The 22,795-nt window shown below is 67.7% G+C and carries 25 protein-coding genes; 21 read left to right on the top strand and 4 right to left on the bottom strand.

The genetic code is table 11. The annotated features are described in order from the left end of the window. Nucleotides 1-6 precede the first annotated feature (6 nt). Genes WDM91_01040 through WDM91_01025 form a run of 4 tightly spaced genes read left to right on the top strand, consistent with a single transcriptional unit; the run spans nt 7 to nt 2,325 of the window. A complete protein-coding gene (locus tag WDM91_01040; GenBank protein ID MEI9993151.1) occupies nt 7-867 on the top strand; it encodes a pirin family protein in 861 nt (286 codons plus the stop codon). A 9-nt stretch (nt 868-876) separates the two neighbouring features. After that, nucleotides 877-1,914, top strand: coding sequence for an aldo/keto reductase (locus WDM91_01035; protein ID MEI9993150.1), 1,038 nt, complete (start codon nt 877-879; stop codon nt 1,912-1,914). 26 nt (nt 1,915-1,940) lie between these two features. Further along, on the top strand, nt 1,941-2,126 hold the full coding sequence (locus WDM91_01030) for a hypothetical protein (GenBank protein ID MEI9993149.1): 186 nt from the start codon (nt 1,941-1,943) through the stop codon (nt 2,124-2,126). A gap of 7 nt (nt 2,127-2,133) precedes the next feature. Then, nucleotides 2,134-2,325 carry a hypothetical protein gene (locus WDM91_01025; protein MEI9993148.1) on the top strand — a complete coding sequence of 64 codons (192 nt, stop codon included), beginning with the start codon at nt 2,134-2,136 and terminating at the stop codon, nt 2,323-2,325. Between the two features lie 34 nt (nt 2,326-2,359). Here the strand turns inward: WDM91_01025 and WDM91_01020 are convergent, their stop codons facing one another. Beyond that, complete coding sequence (locus WDM91_01020; GenBank protein ID MEI9993147.1) at nt 2,360-3,724, bottom strand: glutamate--cysteine ligase; 1,365 nt, start codon at nt 3,722-3,724, stop codon at nt 2,360-2,362. A gap of 238 nt (nt 3,725-3,962) precedes the next feature. Between WDM91_01020 and WDM91_01015 the strand changes: the two genes are divergently transcribed. Together WDM91_01015 and WDM91_01010 are read left to right on the top strand one after the other, a co-directional pair. Next, on the top strand, nt 3,963-4,565 hold the full coding sequence (locus WDM91_01015) for a hypothetical protein (GenBank protein ID MEI9993146.1): 603 nt from the start codon (nt 3,963-3,965) through the stop codon (nt 4,563-4,565). Between the two features lie 32 nt (nt 4,566-4,597). Beyond that, entirely contained in the window at nt 4,598-4,897 is a 300-nt protein-coding gene (locus WDM91_01010; protein ID MEI9993145.1) for a metalloregulator ArsR/SmtB family transcription factor, read from the top strand. 220 nt (nt 4,898-5,117) lie between these two features. On the opposite strand, the gene WDM91_01005 is transcribed toward WDM91_01010, so the two are convergent. Beyond that, on the bottom strand, nt 5,118-5,930 hold the full coding sequence (locus WDM91_01005; protein MEI9993144.1) for a 16S rRNA (uracil(1498)-N(3))-methyltransferase: 813 nt from the start codon (nt 5,928-5,930) through the stop codon (nt 5,118-5,120). Nucleotides 5,931-5,956: 26 nt separating this feature from the next. Here WDM91_01005 and ubiA point away from each other — a divergent pair, with 26 nt between their 5' ends. The 8 genes from ubiA to WDM91_00965 all read left to right on the top strand — a co-directional run bounded on the left by ubiA (nt 5,957) and on the right by WDM91_00965 (nt 11,419). Further along, a complete protein-coding gene (ubiA, locus tag WDM91_01000; GenBank protein ID MEI9993143.1) occupies nt 5,957-6,898 on the top strand; it encodes a 4-hydroxybenzoate octaprenyltransferase in 942 nt (313 codons plus the stop codon). Between the two features lie 58 nt (nt 6,899-6,956). Further along, entirely contained in the window at nt 6,957-7,907 is a 951-nt protein-coding gene (locus WDM91_00995) for a fatty acid desaturase family protein (protein ID MEI9993142.1), read from the top strand. 3 nt (nt 7,908-7,910) lie between these two features. Then, entirely contained in the window at nt 7,911-8,552 is a 642-nt protein-coding gene (locus WDM91_00990) for a 2OG-Fe(II) oxygenase (protein ID MEI9993141.1), read from the top strand. Nucleotides 8,553-8,690: 138 nt separating this feature from the next. After that, entirely contained in the window at nt 8,691-9,134 is a 444-nt protein-coding gene (locus tag WDM91_00985) for a hypothetical protein (protein MEI9993140.1), read from the top strand. Continuing rightward, on the top strand, nt 9,131-9,811 hold the full coding sequence (locus WDM91_00980; protein MEI9993139.1) for a 2OG-Fe(II) oxygenase: 681 nt from the start codon (nt 9,131-9,133) through the stop codon (nt 9,809-9,811). The genes WDM91_00985 and WDM91_00980 overlap by 4 nt, the downstream gene beginning before the upstream one ends. Continuing rightward, complete coding sequence (locus WDM91_00975) at nt 9,808-10,446, top strand: 50S ribosomal protein L11 methyltransferase (protein MEI9993138.1); 639 nt, start codon at nt 9,808-9,810, stop codon at nt 10,444-10,446. The genes WDM91_00980 and WDM91_00975 overlap by 4 nt, the downstream gene beginning before the upstream one ends. Next, nucleotides 10,443-11,087, top strand: a complete 645-nt coding sequence (locus tag WDM91_00970; protein MEI9993137.1) for a 50S ribosomal protein L11 methyltransferase — start codon at nt 10,443-10,445, stop codon at nt 11,085-11,087. The genes WDM91_00975 and WDM91_00970 overlap by 4 nt, the downstream gene beginning before the upstream one ends. Then, entirely contained in the window at nt 11,084-11,419 is a 336-nt protein-coding gene (locus WDM91_00965; protein ID MEI9993136.1) for a hypothetical protein, read from the top strand. Before WDM91_00970 ends, WDM91_00965 begins: the two co-directional genes overlap by 4 nt. Nucleotides 11,420-11,582: 163 nt before the next feature. Here WDM91_00965 and WDM91_00960 read toward each other — a convergent pair whose 3' ends face one another. Next, nucleotides 11,583-12,794 (bottom strand): citrate synthase family protein, encoded by a 1,212-nt coding sequence (locus WDM91_00960; protein MEI9993135.1) that lies wholly within the window; start codon nt 12,792-12,794, stop codon nt 11,583-11,585. 76 nt (nt 12,795-12,870) lie between these two features. Here WDM91_00960 and WDM91_00955 point away from each other — a divergent pair, with 76 nt between their 5' ends. From WDM91_00955 to WDM91_00945, 3 genes are all read left to right on the top strand, one after another. After that, entirely contained in the window at nt 12,871-13,962 is a 1,092-nt protein-coding gene (locus WDM91_00955; GenBank protein MEI9993134.1) for a citrate synthase/methylcitrate synthase, read from the top strand. A 120-nt stretch (nt 13,963-14,082) separates the two neighbouring features. Beyond that, nucleotides 14,083-14,604, top strand: coding sequence for an AAA family ATPase (locus WDM91_00950; protein ID MEI9993133.1), 522 nt, complete (start codon nt 14,083-14,085; stop codon nt 14,602-14,604). Nucleotides 14,605-14,685: 81 nt separating this feature from the next. After that, nucleotides 14,686-15,798: an FUSC family protein gene (locus WDM91_00945; protein MEI9993132.1), complete on the top strand. Its 1,113-nt coding sequence runs from the start codon at nt 14,686-14,688 to the stop codon at nt 15,796-15,798. A 221-nt stretch (nt 15,799-16,019) separates the two neighbouring features. Here the strand turns inward: WDM91_00945 and WDM91_00940 are convergent, their stop codons facing one another. Beyond that, on the bottom strand, nt 16,020-17,603 hold the full coding sequence (locus WDM91_00940) for an amino acid permease (GenBank protein MEI9993131.1): 1,584 nt from the start codon (nt 17,601-17,603) through the stop codon (nt 16,020-16,022). A 359-nt stretch (nt 17,604-17,962) separates the two neighbouring features. Here WDM91_00940 and WDM91_00935 point away from each other — a divergent pair, with 359 nt between their 5' ends. The 4 genes from WDM91_00935 to WDM91_00920 all read left to right on the top strand — a co-directional run bounded on the left by WDM91_00935 (nt 17,963) and on the right by WDM91_00920 (nt 22,795). Beyond that, on the top strand, nt 17,963-19,492 hold the full coding sequence (locus tag WDM91_00935) for a UbiD family decarboxylase (protein MEI9993130.1): 1,530 nt from the start codon (nt 17,963-17,965) through the stop codon (nt 19,490-19,492). A 68-nt stretch (nt 19,493-19,560) separates the two neighbouring features. Next, on the top strand, nt 19,561-20,580 hold the full coding sequence (locus WDM91_00930) for a pepsin/retropepsin-like aspartic protease family protein (GenBank protein ID MEI9993129.1): 1,020 nt from the start codon (nt 19,561-19,563) through the stop codon (nt 20,578-20,580). A 69-nt stretch (nt 20,581-20,649) separates the two neighbouring features. After that, on the top strand, nt 20,650-21,990 hold the full coding sequence (locus tag WDM91_00925; GenBank protein ID MEI9993128.1) for a TldD/PmbA family protein: 1,341 nt from the start codon (nt 20,650-20,652) through the stop codon (nt 21,988-21,990). Then, complete coding sequence (locus WDM91_00920; protein ID MEI9993127.1) at nt 21,977-22,795, top strand: 3'(2'),5'-bisphosphate nucleotidase CysQ; 819 nt, start codon at nt 21,977-21,979, stop codon at nt 22,793-22,795. The genes WDM91_00925 and WDM91_00920 overlap by 14 nt, the downstream gene beginning before the upstream one ends.

Genomic DNA, 22,795 nt, shown 5'->3' with positions numbered 1-22,795 from the left:
GTTCACATGATCATCATCCGAGGCAAGCCGCGCGATCTGGGCGATGGCTTCCACGTCAGCCGCCTGTTGCCGCATATCGAGAAGCGCGCGGTCGGGCCGTTCGTGTTCTTCGACTATTTCGGGCCGGTCGAATTCGCGCCGGGCAAGGGCATCGATGTGCGGCCGCATCCCCATATCGGGCTGGCGACCGTGACCTATCTGTTCGAAGGCGCCCAGATGCATCGCGACACGCTGGGCTCGGTGCAGGAGATCGCGCCGGGCGACGTGAACTGGATGACCGCCGGGCGCGGCATCGCGCATTCCGAGCGCACCGGGCCCGAGACCCGCGCCGCGGGCCACCGGATGCACGGCATCCAGAGCTGGATCGGGCTTCCGCTCGCCGACGAAGAGGCGCCGCCGTCCTTCCAGCATGTCGCGTCGCGCGACCTGCCGGTCGAGACCCGCAACGGCGTGACGCTCAAGCTCATCACCGGCGAGGCCTTGGGATTGAAGTCGCCGGTCAAGGTGTTCTCGCCGATCTTCTATGCCGACGCCCAGTTCGACGCCGATGCGTCGCTGACGCTCGAGCCCGAACATGAGGAGCGCGCGGTCTTCGTCGTGGACGGCCGGATCGAAGTCGGCGGCCAAATCCATGGCGACGGCGACATGGTGGTCCTTGCGCCCGGCGAGGCGGTGACGGTGCAAGCCCTTGGAACGGGGCGGGCGATGCTGCTGGGCGGCGCGCCGCTCGATGGTCAGCGTCACCTGTGGTGGAATTTCGTATCCAGCTCCAAGGACCGCATCGAGCGCGCCAAGCGCGAATGGGAGGCTGGCGCGTTCGGCAAGATTCCCGGCGACGATCTCGAATACATCCCCCTACCCGAATGAGGTGACAGCATGAAGTACAACCAGCTTGGCCAAACCGGCCTTTTCGTCTCCGAAATCTGCCTCGGCACCATGACCTTCGCCGGCGGCAGCAATGCCGGCATCTGGGCGGCGATCGGCGATCTCGACCAGAAAGGCGCGACCGAGCTCGTCGGCCGCTCGGTCGAGGCGGGGGTGAATTTCATCGACACCGCGGACGTCTACTCCGCGGGCCAGTCCGAGAAGCTGACCGGCCAGGCGATCAAGGAGCTCGGCCTCAAGCGTTCGTCGATCGTGCTCGCGACCAAATGCTATGGCCGCATGGGACCCGGCGCGAACGATATCGGCGCGTCGCGCGGGCACATCATGGATTCGGTGTCGCGCAGCCTCGAGCGGCTGGGCACAGATCACATCGATCTCTACCAGATCCACGCGACTGACGCCGTGACCCCGGTCGAGGAGACGATGCGCGCGCTCGACGACCTCACGCGGCAGGGCATGGTTCGCTATGTCGGCTGCTCCAACTGGCAGGCCTGGCGGGTGATGAAGGCGAACGGCATCGCGGCGCAGCGCGGCGGGGCGCGGCTGGAGACGCTGCAGGCCTATTACTCGATCGCGGGCCGCGATCTCGAGCGCGAGATCGTGCCGATGATGGCGGACCAGAAGGTCGGCCTGATGGTCTGGAGCCCGCTGGCGGGCGGCCTGCTCTCGGGCAAGTTCGGGCCCGGCAGCAACGGGCCGGAAGGGGCACGGCGGGTGGCGTTCGACTTCCCGCCGGTCGATCGCGACCGCGCCTGGAAATGCGTCGACGCGATGCGCGAGGTCGGCGAGAAACACGGCGTCAGCGTGGCCCGGGTGGCGCTGGCCTATGTGTTGCACAAGCCGTTCGTCACCAGCGTGATCATCGGCGCCAAGACGATGGAGCAGCTCGAGGACAACCTCGAAGCGTCGAAGCTGTCGCTGAGCGCCGACGAGATGAAGCGGCTGGACGAGGTCAGCGCCCTGCCGCCGGAATATCCCGGCTGGATGGTCGCGCGCCAGGCCGCCGAGCGCATACCGCAGCCGAAATAGCGACGCGGTGCAGTGAGGGAACGGCGATGAAGACGGTGCTGTTGATCGGAGGCGTTCTGGCGGTCGCCATAGGACTGCTTTGGGCCGGCCAGGGATCGGGGCTGGTCCATTGGCCGGCGAGCAGCATGATGATCAGCCAGATCAAATGGACCTATTACGGCGGCGCGCTCGCGCTGGCCGGATTGCTCGCGATCTGGTGGTCGCGGCGGTAGCGACGGCATGCGGTATTGGATGCGGATCGGGCTGCTGCTGCTCGGCCTGGCGGTGGCCGTGCTCGGAGTGCTGTGGTCGCTGCGCGGCTTCGGCGTGCTGACCGGGCACTTCATGAGCAATCATATGCAATGGGGCTGGCGCGGGCTGGCCCTGGTCGCGATGGGCGGGGCGCTTAGCGTCATTTCGCGACGGATCTAGCGATGGCGGCCTCTCCCGCTCGCGGGAGAGGACATCAGAGGAAATTGTATTCCTTGAACAGCGGCGCGAGGTCCCGGCCCCAGTCGCCGTAATAGTTCTTCAGCAACTCCTCGGCGCGGGTATAGCCGCGCGACACGAGCTCGCGCAGCGGATTGAGGAAGCCGTCCTCGCTCATGCCGCCCGAATCGAGCGCGGCGCGGCGCTTGAGCCCCGCCGACGAGATCTCCAGCATGCGATGGGCGATGGCATGCACCGTGGTGTTCCGGAACGGCGTCTTGAAGGCCTGTTTCGGCACCGCGTCGCGCATCGCCTGCCGCTCCTCGGCGGTCCAGTCCTTGACCAGATCCCAGGCCGCATCGAGCGCGACCTGGTCGTAGTAGAGGCCGACCCAGAGCGCCGGCATGCCGCAGATCCGGCGCCACAGACCGCCGTCGGCGCCGCGCATCTCGAGAAATTTCTTGAGGCGCACCTCGGGGAAGATGGTCGTCAGATGGTCGGCCCAGTCGCTCATCGTCGGCTGGACGTCTTTCACCTCGGGAATCCTGCGGGCGAGAAAATCGCGGAAGCTCTTGCCGGCCACGTCGATGTACTGCCCGTCGCGATAGACGAAATACATCGGCACATCGAGCGCGTAGTCGACATAGCGCTCGAAGCTCATGCCGCTCTCGAACACCCAGGGCAGCATGCCGGACCGGGCATTGTCCACGTCGGTCCAAATCTGGCTGCGATAGGAGAGGAAGCCGTTGGGCCGGCCCTCGCGGAACGGAGAATTGGCGAGCAATGCGGTCGCGACCGGCTGCAGCGCGAGGCCGACGCGGAATTTCTTGACCATGTCCTCTTCGGAGGAGAAATCGAGATTCACCTGCACCGTACAGGTGCGGAACATCATCTCATGGCCGTAGCCGCCGACCTTGGGCATGTAGCGCCGCATGATCTTGTAGCGGCCCTTGGGCATCTGGTGCGTCTCGTCCATCGACCAGGTGGGCGCGAAGCCCATGCCGATGACGCCGGCGCCGATCTCGTCCGCGACCTCGCGGACCTGGACCAGATGCGTGTTCACCTCGGCACAGGTCTCGTGGACGGTCCTCAGCGGCGCGCCGGACAGTTCGAACTGGCCCCCGGGCTCCAGGCTCAGCGACGCGCCGTTCTGAATCAGGCCGATGATGTTCTCGCCTTCGAGCACCGGCTCCCAGCCGAAGCGCTTCATGCCGTCCAGCAGCTGGCGAATGCCCGGCGTCGTCGCGTAATCGAGCGGCTTGTGGGTCTTGAGATCGTAGACGAACTTCTCGTGCTCGGTGCCGATCCGCCAGTCGTCGCACGGCTTGCAGCCGTCGGAGAGATGACGCACGAGATCGTCGCGCGTCTCGATCGGGCCGCCGGCGGACTGTGGAATGGACATGTGATTCGCTTTCCCTCGCGCAGGGATGCAAAGCCCCCACGTCGTTATGTGAATAGTGAACTGGCCGTTCACTGATCGCTATCTAGTGGCGTGTCGGCGATCCGGCAAGTGAGCCAACCGCCCATGCCGGGGCGGCATGCGAAATTTGCGCGCGGCGTTTGGCCTTACGGCGTGCTGTTGCGTTGTTCTCTCGCTTCGGGAGGACTGCGTCATGTGTTTGCGTAAAGCTGCGTTAGCCGTGTTCACTTTTTTCGCGTTCGTGGGGCCCGCGGCGGCTGCGGTCACGATTTCCTTCTATGCCCACAAGCTTGGCAACAAGGGTTTCTGGATCGAGTTTCCCCATGCCTATGTGACGCTGAACGGCACGACGGAGATCGGGCATCTGCCGGTCAAGGCGAATTTCGGATTCACCCCGCCGGTGGTGGGCCCGTCCGTCCTGTGGGGCAAGGTGGACGGCGTCGTCGTCGGTGCCGAAGACAGTTATGTGGCGCAGGACACGCCCTACTTTTCCTTTCCCCTGACGGACAGGCAGTATGCGGCAGTGCTGGCCGTGGTCGCGCGCTGGCGCGACGCACCCCAGCCTTCTTACGACCTCGACACCCACAATTGCGTGATCTTCGTCAAAGAGGTCGCAGCGGCGGTCGGCCTCTCGGTCGGCGGCGACAACGCCTATGTGCGCAGGCCGGCCGAGTTCCTGGCCGATTTGCAGACGCGCAACGCGGCGCTGCTGGCGCGGCTGACCACCGGCGGCAGAACCATCGCCACGGCATCCGTCCCCCAACCGGCGTCCGCGTCGCCCGGGGCGAAGCAAAGTCCGGCCCTCTCCATAATTTCGCCGTGACTTAATTAAGCATTAGGTACAATATTAGCGGCGTGCAAACGCTGACCGCCCTCGCCGATCCGACTCGCCAGCGCATCCTCACCATGCTGGCGCAGGGCGCATTGTCGTCCGGCGACATCGCCAGCCGCTTCGCCATGACCAAACCGGCGGTCTCGCAGCATCTGAAGACATTGCGCGACGCCCGGCTCGTGAAGGTCCGGGCGGAGGCGCAGAAGCGATTCTACGAACTCGATCCGGAGGGGGTGGGCCAAGTGGCGGACTGGGTGAACGACCTGCGCAAGTTCTGGACGACGAAACCCGGTGCGCTGGAAGCGGAGCCGATGAAATCGTGAGCTCATTGGCGAGCGACGGTGTGCTGCGCGACGGGGTGGCGCTGTACGGCGTGGATCTGGGCAAGCTCGCGCGGTAGCCCTCAGGACCACTTATCTTCCGTCTGATGCCGGCCGAGCGCAGCGAGAGCCGGGACCCATGGAGCCGACGGCACGATGGGTCCCGGCTCTGCGCGATGCTTACGCACCGCCTGGCCGGGATGACAGTACATCGGCAAAATCGCTAGTGCCAATCGCCTTGGATTGATTGCCAGATCGTCAGTGCAGCCAATGCCGCTGTGTCGGCGCGCAGGATGCGGGGGCCGAGCGTCACGGGGGTGACAAACGGGAATGCACGAAGCATTTCGCGCTCGGCCGCGTCGAAGCCGCCTTCGGGGCCGGTGAAGATGGCGGCGGGCTCATGCAAGACCTCCCGCGCCGCGCTTGCGCTGACCATGAGCTCGCCGCCCTCTTCCATCAACGGTGGCGGATTGCGGACGGCCTCGGCGATGGAGAGCGCGTCACCACCCTCGTCGCAGAAGAACAGGCGGCGGTCGCGGGGCCAACGCGCGAGCAGCTTGTCGACGGTGAGCGGCTCGCGGCAGTCGGGGACGCTCAGACGCCCGGACTGCTCGGCCGCCTCGACGGCATTGGCGCGCATGCGGTCGAGATTCACGCGGGTGACGATGGTGCGACGGGTGAAGACCGGCTGCAGAACGCGGACGCCGAGCTCGGTAGCCTTCTGCACGACATAGTCGGCCGGGGTCTTCTTGATCGGCGCGAAGCAGAGCCAAAGATCGGGAACCGCGACCTGCGGCGCGACACGCCGCTCGCATTCCAGCACGCAGGCGCGCTTGGAAGCCTCGGCGATGCGGGCGAGCCATTCGCCGTCGCGGCCGTTGAACAGATTGACGCGGTCGCCGGCCTTGGCCCGCATGACATGCAGCAGGTAATGCGCCTGCCCCGCATCGGGCATGACGCGCAGCCCTTCGCCCAGCGCAGCCTCGACATGGAGACGCAACTTGCCGCCGGGATAGGTGAGATCGTTTTCGCTCATGCCGGAATACTTGTAGTGTGGCGGCCATGAGCGAAACAACCGCCAGCCTCAAACCGGCCGACGCCGTCGCGCGGACCTGGGTCGACGGCGCACCGCCGCGGCTGCGGCCCTTCCTTCGGCTGATGCGGCTGGACCGGCCGCATCCGGGCTGGCTTCTGTTCTGGCCCTGCGTTTTCGGGCTGGTGCTGGGCGCCATCGCGAGCGAGCGGCCGTTCTCGTCCTGGCACGATCTTTATCTGCTGGTGCTGTTCGGCATCGGCGCGCTGGTGATGCGCGGCGCGGGCTGCACCTATAACGACATCGTAGACCGCGACATCGATGCGCAGGTGGCACGGACGCGGGGGCGGCCGATTCCGTCCGGCGCAGTGACGCTGCGCCAGGCATGGCTGTTCCTCGGGGCGCAGCTCGCCGCCGGCTTCGCGATCCTGCTCCAGCTCAACCACTTTGCGATAGCGGTCGGCGCGGCGTCGCTGCTGCTGGTCGCGGCCTACCCCTTCATGAAGCGCGTCACCTGGTGGCCGCAGGCCTGGCTCGGGCTTACCTTCAACTGGGGCGCCCTGCTCGGCTTCGCGGCGCAGACCGGAACGCTCGAGACGGCGGATGCGATGCTCTATGCCGGGCTGGTGTTCTGGACGCTGGGCTACGACACGATCTATGCGCTGCAGGACAAGGAAGACGACGCGCTGATCGGCGTGAAATCGACCGCGCTGCTGTTCGGGGCGCGGGCGCGGGAGTGGGTGCTGGGCTTCTATGCCGCCGCCTTCGCGCTGGTGCTGGCGGCCGGGTTCACCGCCCATGCCGGCTGGCCGTTCGCCTTCGTGATGCTCGCCGCGGGGGTGCACCTGCTGTGGCAGGTCCATCGGCTCAAGATCGGCGACCCGGCCGCCTGCCTCAAGCTGTTCCGCGCCAACCGCGACACCGGCGCGCTGATCGCGGCGGCCTTTGTGCTGTCCAGCTGGATCTGGTGACGCCGCCGAGGCGGAACTAAGGCCTTCATTACAGGCGGGATCGTCCTATAATCAGGGGATGAACCGCTTCGATCCCACAACCGTCCTCAGCCCTGAAGAGATGGCGAGCGTGCGGGCGCGCTCGGATGTCACCGGCATGCTCTGCGTCCTGCATGCCTGGGTCGTGATCGGGGCGGCGATGGCGATCTATGCGCTGTGGCCCAATCCGCTGACCTTCCTCGCCGCGGTGGTCGTGATCGGCAGCCGGCAGCTCGGCCTCGCCATCCTGATGCATGACGCGGCGCATGGCGTGCTGATGCGGACGCGCCGGCTGAACGAATGGGTGGGGCAATGGCTCTGCGCCTATCCGACCATGGGCGAGATGATCGGCTATCGGCATTACCACCTGGTGCATCACCGCCGCACGCAGCAGGCGGACGATCCCGATCTCGGACTTTCGGCCAAGTTTCCGATCACGCGCGACAGCTTCCGCCGCAAGATGGTCCGCGATCTCACAGGTCAGACGGGCTTCAAGCAGCGCAAGGCGCAGCTCCTGCGCTCGCTAGGCGAGCCCGGCATGACGCTGGGCCAGCGCGCCCGGGTCTTCTGGAAGCGGGTCGGACCGCAATACCTGGTGCAGCTCATCCTGCTCGGGCTGATGACGGCCTTCGGCAAGCCGCATTATTTCCTGATGTTCTGGCTGCTGCCCAACCTCACCTGGCAGATGGCGATCACCCGCATCCGCAACATCGCCGAGCACGCCATGGTGCCGGACAACGACGACGTGTTCCGCAATGCGCGCACGACCTATGCGTCCTGGCCGGTACGCGCCCTGCTGGCGCCTTACTGGGTGAACTATCACGTCGACCATCACCTGCTGTTCTACGTGCCCTGCTACAACCTGCCGAAACTGCACCGCCTGCTGCTGGCCAAGGGCCTCGGCCCGAAGATGGAGATCCAGCCCGGCTATGTCGCCATGCTGAAGCTGGCCACCTCGAAGCCGGAGCCTGCGGCCCCGCTGGCAGCCTGAGGCGTGCCGCCGCGCATCCGCATTTCCGCCGCCGAGACGACCATCGAGAGCGACGCCGCCTTCGACGCCGACATGGCCGCGCAATTCGCGGCGCATAATGCGATCGAGCTGCGCGACCTCTTCGCGCCGGACGTCCAGGCGATGTTCGCAAGGCTGTGGCACGAGGTGCGGTTCGTCCCCGACGACATCGCGATCGAGGGAAGCCGCCTGCGCGAGACGCCCGCGCGCTCCGGCCCGCTCCTGTGCTGGCTGCTCAACCGACCGGCCTTGCGCAACTGGCTCGAGCGGGTCACCGGCGTGACGCCGCTCGCGGCGGTATGGGGCGCGACGGCGCAATTCCAGGCGGGCGGCGGGCAGCAGCTCGACTGGCACAACGACGTGCGCGACGCGCGGCGCCGGTTGGGCGTGACGGTCAATCTCGGCACCGTGCCTTATGACGGCGGGCGGTTCGAGATGAAACGGCACGGCTCCGAAGCGTTGCTGCTGCAATACGAGCATGCACAATGGGGCACCGCGCTGGTGTTCCGGATCGACGAGCGGCTGATGCATCGCGTGACGCCGGTGACGGCCGGCGGGCCCCGGACCGTGTTCGGCGGCTGGTTCCTGTCGGAGCGGATCGCAAGAGCGACAAAGCCGGCGCGGTGATCGCGGCGAAGCCCTTCTTTCGCCGTAGCGGAACTTGAGCCTTCATAACGGGCCGGATCGTCCTATAATCGCGCGATGAAGTGCTTCGATCCCACCATCGTGCCGGAGCCGGCGGCCGCAGCCCAGGCGGCCTGACTCATGCGGCCGCGCCTGCTTTTTTCCGCCAACCTGTTCGAGGCGCCGATGCGCGCCGCCATTATCGTGCGTGGGATCCTGAATCGCGAAGCGGTGCGCAGCTGGATCGCAAAGATCACCGGCACAGGCCCGCTGGTCAAAGTGCGGGGCGCAACCGCGCGCTTCACGGCCAATACCGAACAGCGCCTGGACGGGCACAACGACGTGAACGACGACCCGCGCCTGCTGGGCTTCACGGTCGGCCTCAGCCACGAGGCGTTCGAAGACGGCCTGTTCGAGCTGAAGCCCACACGCGAGGGCGCGGTGACGTTCCGCTTCCATCACGCGCGGCCCTTCTCCTGGGTTATTTTCCCCATCAGCAAGCAGATCATGCGCCGCGTGACGCCGGTGACGGCGGGCGGGCCGCGCCCCGTGTTCGGCGGCTGGTATCTGGGCCCGCGGACGTGAGCGCGCCGGCCGAGCCCGGCCTTGCGGGCCGCGCCGGCGACATGCGTTCTTCGCCGCGCATTTGCCTGACCTCGCATGACACCGTGATCGCCGGCGACCCGCAGAGCGACGCGGCGCTCGCGGCGCAGTTTGCACGGCGACACGTGCTGGAGCTGCCCGATCTGATCCAGCCGGACGTCTTGCAAACGCTGGCGCCCGCAATCGGCGCGGCGCGCTTTGTGGCCTGCGCGGTGGACGGTGTCGGACCACGCCTGCGCGAGCGGCCGACCCGCCTGGGCAACCTGCTCCGTCACCTGCTGCGGCGTCAGGCCCTGCGCGATTGGCTGACGCGGATCACCGGTGTCTCGCCGCTGGGCGCCGTCACCGGCGCCGTCGCGCGCTTCGAAGGCGGCGGAGGGCAAGCGCTCGACTGGCACGACGACATCGGCGCGTCCGCGCGCATGCTGGCGGTGACGATCAACCTCGGCGATGCGCCCTATGAGGGCGGCGTTTTCGAGATGCGGCGCCGCGACACCGGCGAGATCCTGTTCCGGCACACGCATCGCCAGCCGGGATCGGCGCTGGTGTTCCGCGTGAGCCCAGCGCTGGAACACCGCGTGACGCCGGTCAACGCGGGCGGGCCGCGCACCGTGTTCAGTGGCTGGTATCTTTCCGCATCGGGGGAGGACAGTGCGTGATCGATGCCACGGCCTTTATCGGCGCCCATACGCGGCTCGGCACCGCGCCGCTGGTGCCCGAGATCAGGCTCCACCTGGCCGGTGCCATGGCGCCGCTGATCGCCGCGCTCGGCGAGCGGCACACGCTGCGGCCCTATTGGGCTTTCGCGTGGTCCGGCGGACAGGGGTTGGCACGCTATACGCTCGATCATCCGGACTGCGTCCGCGGCAAGACGGTGCTCGATTTCGGCGCCGGGTCGGGGCTGAACGCGATCGCCGCGATGAAAGCGGGCGCGAAGTCCGTGCTGGCGGCCGACATCGATCCGCTTGCCGCGGCGGCCATCGCGCTCAATGCGGCGGCCAACGGCGTCGCGGTCGACATGTGTTGCGAGGATGTGCTCACAGGCGACGGACGCTGGGATGTGATCCTTTGCGGCGATGTCTGCTATGAGGGCGCCATGATGGGACGGGTTCTGCCATGGCTGGAGGCGCAGGGGCGCGCGGGCGCGACGATCCTGCTCGGCGATCCGGGCCGCGGCTACACGCCGAAGTCTGGCTTCGAGCGGATCGCGTGCTATGACGGCCACACCGTGCACGTCGAAGAGGATTTTCCCTTCCGCGAGACCCATGTCTACCGCTTCACGAGAGCCGTTTGACCGAGCCCACCGCCTTCATCGAAGCCAACACCGTGCTGATGGCGCCGCCGCTGGTGCCCGAGATCAAGCTGCATCTGGCGACCGAGGTCGTGCCGCTGTGGCGGCTGACGGAGGAAGAATTGCAGGCGCAGGGCGTGCCGCCGCCCTATTGGGCCTTCGCCTGGGCCGGCGGCCAGGCGCTGGCGCGGCACGTGCTCGACCATCCCGTGCTGGTGCGCGGCAAGGACGTGCTCGACTTCGGCGCAGGCTCGGGACTGATCGCGATCGCGGCGGCGAAGGCGGGCGCCGAGCGCGTGATGGCGGCCGATGTCGATCCCTTCGCCTATGCGGCGATCAAGCTCAACGCCATCGCCAACAGCGCGATCCTGGGCGCGACCACCAGCGACCTGATCGGCTCGGACGGCAACTGGCGCGTCATCCTGGTCGGCGACATGTGCTACGAGCGGCCGCTGGCGGAACGGCTGATGGCGTGGCTGGCGGACCAGGCGCATCACGGCGCGAGCGTCTATCTGGGCGATCCGGGACGCAGCTATTTCCCCAAGGGCGGCGTCGAGAAGCTTCAGACCTATCGGGTGCAGACGACGCGCGACCTCGAAGACCGCGAAATCCGCGAGACCAGCGTGTACCGGCTGCTGGCATGACGGCATTCACGCTGCGCGTCTTTCATCCCTCGGTCGATCCCAGGACGATCACCGAGGCGCTCGGCCTGCCGCCGACGACGTCTTGGGCCGCGGACGGGGATCAGCGCGAGAGTTATTGGCAGACGCAGCTCGCCGGCAACGAGACGGCGGACGGCGGCGTCGACGCGGGGCTGCGCGATATCGCGGCGCGGTTCGCGCACTACCGGTTCTTCGTCGACGCGATCCGCGCGGGCGGCGGCCGGGTGGAGATCGCGGTGAGCGGCGGCGGAGCGGCGGATGCAACGGTCGCGGAGATGTTCCGTGGACTGATGATTGGGTTGGTGTTCGAATAGAGCCCCGCTGTCATCCCCGGCCGAGCGATGCGTAGCATCGCGAGGGGAAGGGGACCCAGGTAGTCAATACCGTCCGGTCATCAACGCCTGGGTCCCCTTCCCTTCGCGCTCGCTACGCTCGCGCTCAGCCGGGGATGACAGCGGAGTTGGTTGCGGCACCAGATCAACGCTTCCGCAACGGCGTCGGCGCCGGCCCCGTGTAGCGGGCTCTGGGCCGGATCAGCTTCCTGCTTTCGAGCTGCTCGCTGGCATGTGCGATCCAGCCCGCGACGCGCGCCATCGCGAAGAGCGTGGTCTCGCTGCCCGCCGGCATGCCGAGCACGCGGCGCATCACCGCCAGGGCGTAATCGCAATTGGCGAAGGCGCCGGTCGCGTCCTTCACGGCCTGCGGGATCTCGACCGCGAAGCGCTTGTCGATGCCGGTCTTGACCAGGGCGCCGAACAGCGAGGTCGCGCGCGGATCCTGCTCGCGGTAGATCATGTGGCCGAAGCCGGGGAACCGCTCGCCCAGCGCGACGCGCTCGCGCACGATGGCGGCGACATCGCCCTCGACCAGCATGTCGAGCAGCTTGGAGGCCTGCGGCCCGACACCGCCATGGCGCGGACCTTTCAGGGCGACGAGGCCGGCGATGATGGAATCGTAGAGGCTGATGCCGGTCGAGGCGGCGCAGCGCACCGTGAAGGTCGACGCATTGAGCTCGTGATCGGCCAGCAGCACCAGCGCCCGGCGGATCAGGTCTTCGGCATGGTTGTGCTGCGGCGCCCAGGCGCGCGCGATCTGCCGGTGCAGCAGCTCGGCGGAGGGTTCGGCCTCGATCATCGCGGCGACGGTGAGGCGCAGGATGCGGGCGCCGGTGGCGGCGCGGCCTTCGGCGACGGCATTGTAGGCGCGCGGGTCGGCTTCGGCGGCCTGGCTGAGCACCGCCACCGCGCGGTCGATCGGCGCCGCGCCCCGCGTCGCCGCCAGGATCGCGCGCATCGCGGGCGAGATCACCGGCAGGTTCGATTTCGCGAAGGGATCGGACGATTTGGAATCCCACAGCAGGCTGGCGCATTGCTCGAAGGTCGCGCTCTCGGCCAGCGTGACAGCGCGGACGCCGCGATAGATCGGGCCCTCTTCGGTGATGGTCGAGACCGCCGAGTCCATCACCGGCAGGTCGGCGGATCTAAGGCCCTGGGTCTCGACCAGCGGGGCGCGGCGGTTCTTGAGGCCGCGGACGTCCTCGGCGCGGTAGCGGCGGCTGCGTGGCGTGTCGCCAGGCTCGGAGCGGATCAGGCCCCGGCTCACATAGGCGTAGAGCGTGGCCGGCGAGACCGCGAGCTCGGTGGCGGCGTCGCGGGCGGAAAGATAGAGGGTGTCGTCAGAATTATTCATATTGATCATGCTAATCAAGATTGATCAATACGTCTAGCCGCCCGATCTTTTGTGCAACGCAACAAGGAAGACGGACATGACGGTGCAGAGCAGCAAATCCCCCATCGGGCTGGACGGGGTGGCGGCGGCGGAGACGGCGCTGAGCCATGTGGACGGGCAGAAGGGCGAGCTGATCATCGCGGGCGAGCGGGTCGCGGACCTCGCGGCCAAGACGAGCTTCGAGGGCGTCACGGCGCGGCTGTGGACCGCGGCGACCACCACGCCGATCAGCGAGGCGGAGGTCCGCGCGGCGCTGGGCGAAGCGCGGGTGCGCGCGTTCGGCCATGTCGCACAATTCCTGGCCGCGAGCGAAGGGCTGTCGATCGTCGACGGGTTCCGCGCCGCGGTGGCGACGCTGCGCGCCGAGCACGGCCTCACCCATGACGCCACCATCGTGGGCGCCCTGCCCGTGATCGTCGGCGCGCTGGTGCAGCGGAGCAAAGGCAAGGCACCGCATATCCCGAACGCCAAGCTCGGCCATGCGGCCGACACCCTCTCCATGCTGCATGGCCGGGCGCCCAGCGCGGCGGAGGCGGCGGCGCTCGACGCCTATTTCGTCACGGTGAGCGATCACGGGATGAACGCCTCGACCTTCACGGCGCGGGTCATCGCCTCGACGCAGGCCGACCTGTTCTGTGCGGTGACGGGCGGCTACTGCGCCCTGACGGGGCCGCTGCATGGCGGCGCACCCGAGCCGGTGCTGGAGATGCTCGACGCCATCGGCACAAGCGAGCGCATCGCGCCCTGGATCGACGGCGCCCTGGCGCGCGGCGAGCGGCTGATGGGCTTCGGCCACCGCGTCTACAAGGTGCGCGATCCACGCGCCGACGTGCTGAAGAGCGCGATGGCGAAGCTCGCGGGCAACGCCGTCGACCTGCCCTTCGCGGCCGAGGTCGAAGCCTATGCGCGCGCGGCGCTGCGGAAGAAGAAGCCGGATCATCCGCTCGACACCAATGTGGAGTTCTTCACCGCGATCCTGCTGGACGCGCTGCAGATCCCGCGGCAGGCTTTCACGCCGATCTTCGCGACGGCGCGGGCGGCGGGGTGGACGGCACATGCCCGCGAGCAGCAGCGGCGGGGCCGCCTGCTGCGGCCGAGCTCGGCGTATATCGGGGAGATGCCGGGGTGATCGGACGGCGCGAAAACGCGGGATGGCGGACGACAAAATTGCTCCACGGAAGCCGCCTATGCGGCGCGCGGGCTTCGGCGCTATACATGGTGCCGGCTGGGGCCGCGATGGGCCGGTGGGATGGGCATCCGAAACTATCTGATCGAAGGCGTTTCCGGCACCGGCAAGACCACGGTGGCCGAAGAACTGCAGCGGCGCGGCTATCACGTGGTCCATGGCGACCGGGAATTGGCCTATCGCGGCGATCCCGAGACGGGTGAAGCGCTGGCGGGGCCTGCTCCCGAGAGCGTCGCGGACCGCGTCGCCTGGGCGCACGAGCACTGGATCTGGAATGTCGACAAGGCCAAATCGCTGCTCGCCGATCGCGGCCACGCCAGCACCTTCTTCTGCGGCGGCGCGAGGAATTCCCGCCACTTCATCGATTCGTTCGACCTTGTGTTCGTTCTCGGCGTCGATCTCGACACGTTGAACCGGCGGCTTGCCGCCAGGCCGGAAGACGAGTTCGGGGGAAAGCCGAGCGAACAGGCGCTGATCCGGCGACTGCACGCGACGGAAGAGGATATTCCGAAGAACGGAATTGCCATCGATGCCACCGAGCCGATCGAACGCGTCGTGGATGCGATTTTGGCAAAGTGCAGCTAGGGCACGGCCTGCCAGGTTCGACCTGAGACACGACCGAAATTCGGCGTGGACGAAACCGGAACGCCGCGCGATAATCGCGCCGTGAAAACGCGCTTGCTCTCCCTCGCCCATCGCGCACGCGCGCTGTACGCGCAGCACCAGGACGCGCTGCTGATCGGCGGCCGCGTCGGGCTGTCGGCGACGCTCGCTTACCTGCTCGCGACGCTGCAGCATCTGCCGGAGACCTATTGGCCGGTGATGTCGGCGGTCATCGTCGCGCGCGGCGGGGCCAAGGGGGCGGGCGGCTCGGCGACGGATCGGCTGGTCGGCACGCTGGCGGGCGCCGCGGTCGGGCTCGGCGCGAGTTTCCTGCACCATTTCGGCATTCCCGACTGGGCGCTGCTGTTCCTCGCCATGGCGCCGATGGCATTCCTTTCGGCGGACAACTCCGCGTTCCGCGCCGCGCCGATGGCGGCGATGATCGTGCTGTCGGCGACGGCGAGCGGCAAGACGGGATGGTTCGGGCTGGGCGTGGCGGGCTTGCGCGTGCTGGATGTCGGCATGGGGACGCTGGTGGCGCTGTTCGTCTCCTATGTGGTCCTGCCGTCGAATGCGATGAAGGGCCTGCGCAAGGACGCGGCGGCGCTGATGATGCCGCTGGCGAATTTGCTGTCGCTCGGGATGAAGCCGGGCGACGCGGCGGCCGCCGACACATTCAAGCGGCTGAACGCCAAGACGCGGCGCGAGATGCGCGAGCTGACCATCGCGGCGCGGCAGATCAAGGCCAAGCGCGCCGAGCGCGACCTGTCGGAGACGCTGCCGAACCAGTTCGCCGCCGCGCTGTCGCGGACGCATGGCGCCATCGTGTTCATCCACCGCGCCCTGGGCAGCGCACCGCTGCCGGAAGGAGCGATCGAGGCGCTGCGGCCCTTCCTGCGCGATGCGCGGGCGCGGCTCGGCGCGATCCAGCATCTGCTGGCGGAGGGTGTGCCGGCCGGCGCGGGAACGGAGCTGGATACCAGCGTGAACGCGGCGATCGCGCGGCTCGAGAAACTGCCGGGCGATCCGGCGGCACATCTCGAAGCCCTGCCCTTCCTGCTGCAGACCCTGCGCGACGATCTCAACGAGCTGGCGGGATGCGCGGGCGCGATCGCGGGGCCGCCGAGGGCGGCACGGCAGACGGCGGGTGCGGGGGCGGCAATTCCGGAGAACTGAGGTTTTTCACGCGGAGGAGCACGATCCTCCGCGTAAGACCTGTTCGGCGTGCTGGCGCGCGCTTGGTGCACAAACACTGCCGTCATCCCCGGCGAGACGCACGGAGTGCGTCGAGGGAAGGGGACCCAGGCGGCAAACACCATGACGGTATTTCCTGCCTGGGTCCCCTTCCCTCGCGCTCGCTGTCGCTCGCGCTCGCCGGGGATGACAAGTGGTGCCGTTCAGTCCTTCAATATCGGCCGGGTCTCCGGCTCGGGGCCGTCGAGGATGCCGAGGCCGACATGGCTGCGCGAACGGCTGTAGCCGAAATAGACCAGCAGCCCGATGAAGCCCCAGACCGGCAGCACCAGGATCGCGATCAGCGGCAGCGAGAAATAGAGCCCGATGCAGCCGACGATGGCGAGCGGTCCGATCAGCCAGATCAGCGGCGTGCGGAAGGGACGCTTGCGCTCCGGGTCGCGGGCCCTGAGCACCATCACCGAGATCGCCACCATCATGAAGGCGAAGAGCGTGCCGGAGTTGGAATAGTCCGCGAGCTTGCCGACCGGCAGGATCGCGGCCGCGACGGTCACCACCACGCCGGTCACCGCGGTGACGACATGCGGGGTCTTGAAGCGCGGATGCACCGAGGCCAGGGCCTTGGGCAGCAGGCCGTCGCGCGCCATCACGAAGAAGACGCGGGTCTGGCCGAACATCATCATCAGCACGACCGAGGGCAGCGCCAGCACCGCGGCGAGGCCGACCAGCTTGCCGACGCCCGGCCAGCCGATGGTGTCGAGGACATGGACCAGCGCTTCCTTGGAGCAGACCAGCGGCTGGGTGGCGCCGCCCGCGACGATCGAGGCGCAGCGGCCGGCCATCTCGGCCGAGCCCGGCGAGAGCACGCCGCCGGCGGCCGCGGCGACGGGCTGGGCGCCCATCGCACCGATCGCGCCGGCCGCGACCAGGAGATAGAAGATCGTGCAGATCGCGAGGCTGGCGATCAGGCCGATGGGCACGTTGCGCTGCGGGTTCTTGGTCTCCTCTGCCGCAGTCGAGACCGCGTCGAAGCCGACATAGGCGAAGAAGATCGACGCCGCGGCGCCGAGCACGCCGGTCGGGCCGGTGGGCATGAAGGGCGTGAAGTTGGTGCTGTGCAGCACCGGGAGGGTCAGGGCGATGAAGGCGGTCAGGGCTGCGATCTTGATCGCGACCAGCACCGCGTTGACGCGGGCGCTCTCGGTCGTGCCGACGATCAGGAGGAGCGTGACCAGCACGGAGACGATCACCGCCGGCAGGTTGAAATAGCCGCCGACCTGGGTGGCGGTGACGAGATCGGGCGTCGAGGCAAAGCCCATCGCAAGCTCGATCTTGGCGATCAGCGCGTCGCCGTTGGCGAGCGCCGGCGGGATGTCTATCCCCAGGCCGTGCAGCAGGCCCACCGCATGGTTCGACCAGCCGACCGCGACGGCGCTGGCGCCCACCGCATATTCGAGGATCAGGGCCCAGCCGACCATCCAGGCCAGCAGCTCGCCCGTGACGGCGTAGGTATAAGTGTAGGCCGAGCCGGCGACCGGCACCATCGAGGCGAGTTCGGAATAGCACAAAGCCGCCACGGCGCAGACGAAGCCCGCGATGACGAAGGAGAGCATCATGCCGGGGCCGGCCTTCTGCGCCGCCTCCGCGGTGAGCACGAAGATGCCGGTGCCGATCACCGCGCCGATGCCCAGCATGGTGAGCTGGAAGGCGCCCAGCGAACGGTGCAGCGCCTTCTTCTCGGCGGTCGCCAGGATCGCCGAGAGCGGCTTTACGCGGCCAAAGAGCATGAACGAACCCCCATTTGGGCCGGATGACGGCCACGATTTTGCGATTGCGAGCCTAGCGGCTCTTGGGCGCGGCGCAAGACGGCGGCGCGTGACCAGCGCCCCAGTGGCTTGAACGATCGCCGTCCAAGCGGCCCGCCGGTACGCTGTCGCTACCGGCCCCTTCGAGGCTCCGCTTCGCGGAGCACCTCAGGGTGACGGGCCTACCGAATCAGTCGCGTCATCCTGAGGTGCGACTCCGGCCGAAGAGCCTCGAAGGACGACGCGCCGCTCCGATGCTTCAACCCGACCCGAAACCGCTCCAAGTTGAAAGATAATCACCACAAAGGTGACGCCTGCCGGGGTTCGGGCTAGAAACCGCCATGCCCTACCGCTCGCTCCGCGATTTCATGGCCAAGCTCGAAGCCGCCGGCGAACTGGTGCGGGTGCGCGAGCCGGTCTCCACCGTGCTGGAGATGACCGAGATCCAGACGCGGCTGATCGCGACGGGCGGACCGGCCGTGCTCTTTGAACGTCCGCTCAAGGCGGACGGAACGCCGAGCGGCATCCCCGTGCTGGTCAACCTGTTCGGGACCGTCAGGCGCGTCGCGATGGGCGTGACGATGGACGGCAAGGAACGCACCACGGCGCGCGAGCTGCGCGAGGTCGGCGAGGTGATGGCCCAGTTGCGCCAGCCGCAGCCGCCGCGCAGCTTCGGCGAGGCGTTCGAGCTTCTGCCGCTGGCCAAGACGATCCTCGCGATGAAGCCCAAGGGCGTGTCGCGGGCGCCGGTGCAGGAGGTGGTGCTGCGCGGCGATCAGATCGACCTGTCGCGGCTGCCGGTGCAGACCTGCTGGCCGGGCGAGCCGGCGCCGCTGATCACCTGGCCGCTGGTGGTGACCAAGGGGCCGTCGGATTCGCGCGAGGACAATTTCAATCTCGGCATCTATCGGATGCAGGTGCTGAACCGGAACCAGACGATCATGCGCTGGCTCAAGCACCGGGGCGGGGCGCAGCATCACCAGCGCTGGGCGGCGCAGACCGCCAAGCCGCTGCCCGCGGCGGTGGTGCTGGGGGCCGATCCGGGAACGATCCTGGCTGCGGTGACGCCGGTGCCCGAGACCTTGTCGGAATATCAGTTCGCGGGCCTCGTGCGCGGCCAGCGCGTCGAGCTGGTCGACTGCGTGTCGCAGCCTTTGAAAGTGCCGGCCGAGGCGGAGATCGTGATCGAGGGCGAGGTGTCGCTCACCGATTATCGCGACGAAGGGCCTTATGGCGATCACACCGGGTACTACAATTCGGTCGAGCCCTTCCCGGTGTTCACCGCGACCGCGATCACCATGCGGCGCGATCCGATCTATCTGTCGACCTACACCGGACGGCCGCCGGACGAGCCCAGTGTGCTGGGCGAGGCGCTGAACGAGGTGTTCGTGCCGCTGCTCAAGCAGCAGTTTCCCGAGATCGTGGATTTCTGGCTGCCGCCCGAGGGCTGTTCCTATCGCATCGCCGTGGTCTCGATGAAGAAAGCCTATCCCGGCCACGCCAAGCGCGTGATGCTCGCGGTGTGGTCTTACCTGCGGCAGTTCATGTACACGAAATGGGTGATCGTGGTGGACCACGACATCGACGCGCGCGACTGGAAGGACGTGATGTGGGCGGTGTCGACCAAGATGGATCCGGCGCGCGACATCACGGTGATCGCGCACACGCCCATCGACTATCTGGACTTCGCGTCGCCGCAGAGCGGGCTGGGATCGAAGATCGGGCTCGACGCGACGGACAAGCTGCCGCCGGAGACCAGCCGCGAATGGGGCCGCGAGATCCGCATGACGGATGAGGTGATCCGCACCGTGAGCGAGAAATGGCCGAAGCTGGGCCTTCCCGGCGGCGGCAGGCCGGTGTGGAAAGTTTAAGTCCCCGGCCAATAAACACGCGGCATATTCTCGGCTATACTTTCTTCAGGGACGCCTGGGGGTCTTGCATGACGATGTCGCGGATTTGCGCCGCTGCGCTGGCGGTGGGCCTGACGCTGTGTTCGCCGGCGCGCGCCGAGGAGAGCTGCGGGCCGCTGAAGCTCATCACCGTGACGGACATGATCCCCGACGGCTATGGCCGGATGACCATTCCGGTGGGGATCGCGGACAAGCCGAAACGGCTGGTGGTCGACACCGGCGCCTATATCAGTTCGCTGGATGCCGACACCGTCGCCGAACTCGGGCTGCAGCGCGTCCATAGCGCGATGGGAATCCGGGACATCCTGGGCAATGTCTCGGAATACGAAGCGGTGGTGCCGCTGCTGACCATGGGCCGGCTCAAGACCGAGAAAGTGAAGCTCTTCATCATGCCGACGCCGGGCGGCGATCATGACGGTCCGCCGACCACCGGCCAGGCGGGCGCCGATGCCGACGTGGCGGGGCTGTTCGGCTCGGACTTCATGGCCGTCTACGACGTCGACCTGGATTTCGGGGCGAAGAAATTCCGCCTGGTCTCGCAGGATCATTGCGAAGGCCGGGTGATCTACTGGCATCCGGCGAATTTCTCGGCGATCCCGTTCCGGTTCGACGACAATCACGACATCGTGCTGCCGATGACGCTCGACGGGCACAAGATCAAGGCGCTGCTCGACACCGGGGCCGACACGACCACGATGAACGGGGACATCGCCAAGCGGATCTTCGATCTCGACGAGGGCGGCGCGAAGGCGGTCGTCAACGGCGAGCCGGTCGCGGGCGCCTATGCGCACCGCTTCCAGTCGCTGGAGATCGAGGGCCTGACGATCTCCAACCCGGTGATCGAGATCCTGCCGAATGTGCGCTACAGCAAGATGGGCGTCGAGGAGAGCTGGTATTGGCGCACCCATGGCGGCGACAATGATTACCAGCTCATTCTCGGCATGCGGCAGCTCAAGCAGCTTCACGTCTACATCGCCTACAAGGAAAAGATGCTCTACATCTCGGCGGCGGGCGACCGCGACGCGCCGCCGGCGGATGCGGCGCACTGAGTTCCGCCCAAGGCGCTTGACCGGTCGGGCGGGCGCTCTATGTATGGCCCGGCCCCAGCCGGAGTGACCATGACGCGCGCCAATGCCCAGGAAATGCTCGACAGCCTGATCCGCGGCGCCAAGGCGGCCGGCGCGGACGCGGCCGATGCGCTGTTCGTCGAGAACGTCGCGGCCGCCGTCTCCTACCGGCTCGACCGGCTCGAGGATGTCGAGCGGGCGGAAAGCCACGACATAGGGCTGCGCGTGTTCGTCGGCCAGCGCGTCGCGTTCGTCTCTTCGACCGATTTCTCCAAGGATTCGCTGGCGCAACTGCCCGGCCGCGCGGTCGCGATGGCCAAGCTTGCACCGGAGGACAAGTTCGCCGGCCTGGCACCGCGCGACAGGCTGGCCAAGAGCTTTCCCGAACTCGACATCGAGGACCGCAACGAGCCTGCGGCCGAGACCCTCGTCGAATGGGCGCGGGCAGCCGAAGGCGCGGCGATGGCGGTGCCGGGCGTGACGAACTCCGAGGGCGGCAGCGCGAATTTCAGCCGCACCGCGATCGCGCTGGCGACCAGCGAAGGCTTCTTCGGCGGCTATGCCGGAACCGCGAGCGCGATCGGCGTCTCGGTCGTGGCCGGCGAAGGCACCGGGATGGAGCGCGACTATGACCACGACAATGCGCGGCATGCCAGCGACCTGAAAAGTGCGGAAACGATCGGACGCAGCGCGGGCGAGCGGGCGGTGAAGCGCCTCAATCCGCGCAAGGTGAAGTCGCAGGCGGTGCCGATCATCTACGATCCGCGCGTCTCGGGCGGGCTGGTCGGACATTTCGTGAGCGCGATCTCGGGCTCCTCCATCGCGCGCGGCGTGAGCTTCCTCAAGGACCGGATGGGGCAACAGGTGTTCGGCCCGGCGATCAACATCATCGACGATCCGCATCGCGTGCGCGGCCTGCGTTCCAAGCCGTTCGACGGCGAGGGCGTGGCGAACCGGCGCTGGGCATTGATCGAGAACGGCGTGCTGCAGACCTGGCTGCTGGACTGCGCCAGCGCCAGGCAGCTCGGGCTCGAGACCACCGGCCACGCGGCGCGCGGCACGGGCGGCCCGCCGGCGCCCTCGTCCACCAATCTCTACATGGAAGCGGGCACGCTGACGCCGCAGCAGCTGATGGCCGACATCAAGGAAGGCATCTACGTCACCGAGACGATCGGCATGGGCGTGAACGGGGTCACCGGCGATTACAGCCGCGGTGCCGCAGGCTTCTGGATCGAGAACGGCCAAATCGCGTTTCCGGTGTCGGAGATCACCATTGCGGGAAACCTGAAAGACATGTTCCGCCAACTGACGCCCGCCAACGACCTCGCGTTCAAGCACGGCACGAACGCGCCGACGATACGTATCGAAGGCATGACCGTTGCCGGGGCCTGACGATCCGGCCGACCTGCTGGCGCTGCTGGAGACCGCCGTGCGCGAAGGCGGCAAGATCGCGCGCAACTATTTCGGCGGCTCCTACAAGCGCTGGGACAAGAGCAAGGGCAATCCCGTCACCGAGGCGGACCTCGCGGTCGACAAATACCTGCGCGAGACGCTGTGCGCCGCGCGCCCCGATTTCGGCTGGCTGTCGGAGGAGACCGAGGACGACGCGGCGCGGCTCACGGCGCGCTCGGTGTTCGTGGTCGATCCGATCGACGGCACCGTCGCCTTCATGAAGGGCCGGCCGCATTTCACGATCTGTGCCGGCGTGGTGACGGAAGGCCGGCCGGTCGCGGGCGCGGTGTACAACCCGATCACCGGCGAGTGCTTCACGGCGCGGCTGGGCGCCGGCGCCTTCCTCAACGGGGCGCCGATCCATGTCAGCGCGCGCGAGCAGGTCGAAGGCTGCCGCATGCTGGCGGACAAGGCGATGCTGGAGCACAAGGCGTGGACCGAGCCGCCCAACCGGCCCTGGCCACCGATGGAGATCGAGACCCGCGGCTCGATCGCCTACCGACTCGCGCTGGTCGCGTCCGGCCAGTTCGACGCGATGATCGCGCTGTCGTCCAAGCGCGACTGGGACGTCGCGGCGGCCGAGATCATCCTGAGCGAGGCGGGCGGCATTCTGACCACCCATAAAGGCGCGCGCTTCGGCTATAATCTCGAGAGCACGCTCAAGCCGTCGCTGGTGGCGGCGGGGCCGATCTTGCAGGCGCGGCTGCTGGAGCGGGTGAGCCACCTGACCCTGCCGCGCGGATAG

Origin of the sequence: Rhizomicrobium sp. (assembly GCA_037200385.1) — a bacterium.
Taxonomy (GTDB): domain Bacteria; phylum Pseudomonadota; class Alphaproteobacteria; order Micropepsales; family Micropepsaceae; genus Rhizomicrobium.
Note: the sequence above shows the minus strand (reverse complement) of the source record. Positions and strands in the feature narration are given on the sequence as shown.

Coding starts and splice junctions, on each gene's coding strand:
- ubiA (MEI9993143.1), top strand. CDS start 5,957: ATGAGCGAAACAACCGCCAGCCTCAAACCGGCCGACGCCGTCGCGCGG.
- WDM91_00940 (MEI9993131.1), bottom strand. CDS start 17,603: ATGCTCTTTGGCCGCGTAAAGCCGCTCTCGGCGATCCTGGCGACCGCC.
- WDM91_00965 (MEI9993136.1), top strand. CDS start 11,084: ATGACGGCATTCACGCTGCGCGTCTTTCATCCCTCGGTCGATCCCAGG.
- WDM91_00930 (MEI9993129.1), top strand. CDS start 19,561: ATGACGATGTCGCGGATTTGCGCCGCTGCGCTGGCGGTGGGCCTGACG.
- WDM91_00995 (MEI9993142.1), top strand. CDS start 6,957: ATGAACCGCTTCGATCCCACAACCGTCCTCAGCCCTGAAGAGATGGCG.
- WDM91_01035 (MEI9993150.1), top strand. CDS start 877: ATGAAGTACAACCAGCTTGGCCAAACCGGCCTTTTCGTCTCCGAAATC.
- WDM91_01030 (MEI9993149.1), top strand. CDS start 1,941: ATGAAGACGGTGCTGTTGATCGGAGGCGTTCTGGCGGTCGCCATAGGA.
- WDM91_00935 (MEI9993130.1), top strand. CDS start 17,963: ATGCCCTACCGCTCGCTCCGCGATTTCATGGCCAAGCTCGAAGCCGCC.
- WDM91_01005 (MEI9993144.1), bottom strand. CDS start 5,930: ATGAGCGAAAACGATCTCACCTATCCCGGCGGCAAGTTGCGTCTCCAT.
- WDM91_01020 (MEI9993147.1), bottom strand. CDS start 3,724: ATGTCCATTCCACAGTCCGCCGGCGGCCCGATCGAGACGCGCGACGAT.
- WDM91_00955 (MEI9993134.1), top strand. CDS start 12,871: ATGACGGTGCAGAGCAGCAAATCCCCCATCGGGCTGGACGGGGTGGCG.
- WDM91_00985 (MEI9993140.1), top strand. CDS start 8,691: ATGCGGCCGCGCCTGCTTTTTTCCGCCAACCTGTTCGAGGCGCCGATG.
- WDM91_00950 (MEI9993133.1), top strand. CDS start 14,083: ATGGGCATCCGAAACTATCTGATCGAAGGCGTTTCCGGCACCGGCAAG.
- WDM91_00960 (MEI9993135.1), bottom strand. CDS start 12,794: ATGAATAATTCTGACGACACCCTCTATCTTTCCGCCCGCGACGCCGCC.
- WDM91_01040 (MEI9993151.1), top strand. CDS start 7: ATGATCATCATCCGAGGCAAGCCGCGCGATCTGGGCGATGGCTTCCAC.
- WDM91_00925 (MEI9993128.1), top strand. CDS start 20,650: ATGACGCGCGCCAATGCCCAGGAAATGCTCGACAGCCTGATCCGCGGC.
- WDM91_01025 (MEI9993148.1), top strand. CDS start 2,134: ATGCGGTATTGGATGCGGATCGGGCTGCTGCTGCTCGGCCTGGCGGTG.